This window comes from Candidatus Cloacimonadota bacterium, assembly GCA_028706475.1.
GTDB lineage: Bacteria > Cloacimonadota > Cloacimonadia > Cloacimonadales > Cloacimonadaceae > UBA5456.
Genome location: JAQWBI010000083.1, coordinates 1 through 3,539, shown reverse-complemented (window position 1 = coordinate 3,539; position 3,539 = coordinate 1). Strand labels below are relative to the sequence as shown.

Below are 3,539 nucleotides of genomic sequence, written 5' to 3'. Positions count from 1 at the left end.
TGAGTCATGATCTTCTCCTTGTTCTTTAGTTTTTGTTCAAAACCATCAAAACAATGAGTGGGATCCGGCTCAACCTTTTTCTTCATCTGGCTGACTCCAATTTACACCAACCTTTGAGACACTACCAGATGAAAGAAAAGCAGCTTTTGAACTTAATCAGACACATCTATCAGCCACTAGCAAACATTCTGATGATGATCTGAGAGCTAAGCTATTGGAAAGCGAACAGGAAAAGCTTCGCAAGTAAGAGAAAGACTTATTGACATTGAGGATATTAATAAACACCAGAATTGCCTCCAAATCATAAGCGCAAGATCGTTGCCAGTTCTAACCATGTTGCGGGCAGGATTGTCTAAACATTTTGGCATTGACAGAATTATCCTGCTCTTTATACTGGTTTTATTCCAATATGATCCCATTTTGTATTGGTTCTGATGGGGTCTCCAGATACGATGGAGTCTGGAAAGGAGTAGAAATATGGAAGACAGATGGCTTTCAGTTGACGAGATCAGTATTTATCTTGGGGTAACAAGGGAAACTGTGTATAAATGGCTGAGTGAGAGAGATCTTCCGGCTCATAAAATTGGTAGGCTGTGGAAATTTAACAAAGAGGATGTAGATCTGTGGGTAAAGAAACAGGCAAAAACAATCGGCAATCCCAAGAAGTGAGCAACTACAGCTTCGGTTTCACTGCTGCAGCTCTGCTCTATCGTGATTCTGTTCTCCTGGCAAAATTGTTTCTTGAACACAGGAACTGGGATCAAGTGAAGCAGGCAGTATTAAAAGACAACCTGCTTCAGATACGCACTATCGCTGCACAACAAAGAATCTATTCCGAAGCCTATACCAGAGTGAAGCTTCTCTCCGAGGCTGCTATGGAAATCCTTGCTAGTGGTAGCAGAGAAGAGCAGTGTCAGATCATCTGGTATGCAATCTGCAGCAAGTATGATTTTATTCGTGAATTTGCCCTGGAAGTCCTTGCTGAAAAGGTGAAGCGGCATGAGCTTGAGATAACAAAGGCAGATTTCAATTTATTTTTCAACACAAAGTCCGAGCTTCATGAGAAGCTGAGCAACATCTCTGAGGGCTCCCGCAAGAAACTGCAGACTAATCTCTTTAGAATGCTGTTAAGCTCTGGGATAACAGACGCAGACATGAAGCTAAGACTTCTGATTGTAAGCTCAAGAGTGCGTGATCTGATTATCAGGGAAGGGATTCTATCGCCAGCTATCTTCCCATCAGTTGTAATGGGATATTGATATGGCAATAATAAATGAACTTCACGAACCCCATGTCCGTTTCGAGCACTTGCTCAAACTAATGAGCAGTAGAAAGTTTCTGGATATGACAGGTCCTTCCAATGATGTGCCCTATTATATTTGTCCCTTCCGAGTAGAAGAAACTAGATCAATGTATCAATACATCGAACAGCTCAAAAATGCTCTAAGCCTTAAACAGATCAGAGTATTGGATATCAACCTCTACCGTCTAACAATAGAGCATTTAGAATCAATTGGCGAGTTGAGTAGGCACATCACCGATGAAGTAAAAACTTCAAGAGAGTTATTCTTCAAATCCATATCCGGCTTAACGGATACGAAAGATTTTATCTGCCCGCTGATGATAGAAAAGATACATAATGATCACCCCGACATCATTTTCATAACCGGAGTGGGAGAGGTGTATCCCTACATTCGCTCTCACAAGATTTTATCAACTCTGGAAAGCAGATACACTGAGCGACCATTGGTGCTCTACTTCCCTGGGAAATATGAAACTGACAGTGTAAAGGGTTCCAACCTGACTCTTTTTGGCATCCTTGACGATAAGTACTATAGAGCTTTCAATATATACCGCTGCGAGCCATAAGTTTAGGAGAATCTATGCAGATCAAAGAATTATTCCAAAAAGATATCGAACGCAAGATTGCCGGTGTGATCATGGCTGATGATGCCAGAAACATTCAAACCGAGATCGATGAATATGTGCTTACCCGTGAGATAAAATCCCAACTGGATAAGTTGCTACAGTCCTACATCAACAACGACAATCTGCCAGGGGTATGGATATCCGGTTTCTTTGGAACGGGTAAATCTCACCTGCTAAAGATTATCTCTTTGCTCTTGGAAGGCTGGCATCATGATGACTTTCACATAGCTGATGCAATGATGCAGAAGTCCGAGGACGACCAAATCCTTAAAGCCAATCTTAACAAGGTAAAAACCATTCCTGCTCAAAGCATTCTATTCAATATAGATCAAAAGGCAGATACCGGCTCTCCTAAAGGAACGGATGCGATCCTGAGCGTTTTTGTAAAAGTCTTTAATGAGGCTTGCGGATACTATGGAAAACATGCTTATATAGCCAAATTCGAAAGAGATTTAGACCGTGATGGGCTTCTGGAAGCATTCAAGGAAGAGTATAAACGGATTTCGGGTAAGGACTGGAAAATCGGAAGGGCTATGGCAGAAATGGAAGACCACAATGTGTCCAAAGCCTATGCTTCGATCAAGCAAGCACCGGAGGGAAGTGTAAACTCACTTCTAAGTAACTACTCACACAACTACAAGATATCAATTGAGGAGTTTGCTCAGAACGTAGCAGAATATATCGGAAAAAAAGAAAAAGGCTTTCGTCTGAACTTCTGTGTGGACGAGATTGGTCAGTTTGTAGCCGATAATACAAAACTGATGCTGAACCTACAAACAATATCTGAGAGCTTTGACACCGTCTGCAAAGGAAGAGCATGGATTATTGTCACTTCTCAAGCCGATCTGGAGACTATAGTCGGGCATCTGAAACAATCCCAAAGTACAGAATATGGCAGAATTACCGCCCGTTTCCCGATAAAGATGAACCTCGGTGGGACAAGTGTAGAAGAGGTGATCCAAAAACGTTTGTTGCTTAAGAAGAAGGAACATCAAACAGAACTGCTGAAGCTATATCACAAGCATGAAAACGGAATGCGAACCCTATTTCGCTTTGTGGACGGGGCAAAGAGCTACCGTGATTTCAAAGATTCGGATGATTTCATCAATTCATATCCTTTCATCCCCTACCAATCCTATCTATTGCAAAATGCCTTTATCTCGCTCTCGGAACACGACGCTTTTCCGGGTACCTTCCAAGCCATAGGTGCCAGGAGTCTATTGGCAATATTCCAATATGCTTTGATAGGGGTATCCACTCATGAAGTTAATAGAATAGTGAGCTTTGATATGATGTACGAGGCTCTTCAGCCCATGATAAAGCCATATTTGCTCTTTACGGTAGAACTTGCCGAGAAAGCTCTCACTGATGATTTTGCCCTGCGTATCCTGAAAACCCTCTTTATCCTGAAATATGTGAAAGATTTCAAAGCAACCATCCGCAACATCCGCATCCTGCTTCTGGAAGACCTGCAGACCGATCCCGAAACCTTGAATGAAAAAATCAAGCAAGCCCTTGACTTACTGGAGCGTGAGACCTACATTGAACGTAACGGAGAGGAGTATTCCTACCTTACCAGTGACGAGAAGACCATTGAACAGCAGATCAAA

4 protein-coding genes are annotated in these 3,539 nt (G+C 42.2%); all 4 read left to right on the top strand.

Going from position 1 to position 3,539, the window contains the following annotated elements; translation table 11 throughout:
- The first annotated feature begins 477 nt into the window (after positions 1–477).
- Positions 478–669, top strand: coding sequence for a helix-turn-helix domain-containing protein (locus PHF32_08705; GenBank protein ID MDD4560794.1), 192 nt, complete (start codon positions 478–480; stop codon positions 667–669).
- Entirely contained in the window at positions 624–1,259 is a 636-nt protein-coding gene (locus PHF32_08700; GenBank protein MDD4560793.1) for a DUF1819 family protein, read from the top strand. Before PHF32_08705 ends, PHF32_08700 begins: the two co-directional genes overlap by 46 nt.
- Before the next feature lies 1 nt (position 1,260).
- Entirely contained in the window at positions 1,261–1,869 is a 609-nt protein-coding gene (locus PHF32_08695) for a DUF1788 domain-containing protein (protein MDD4560792.1), read from the top strand.
- A 14-nt stretch (positions 1,870–1,883) separates the two neighbouring features.
- Positions 1,884–3,539 (top strand): BREX system P-loop protein BrxC (gene brxC / locus PHF32_08690; protein MDD4560791.1); only part of this gene is annotated, 1,656 nt, incomplete at its 3' end.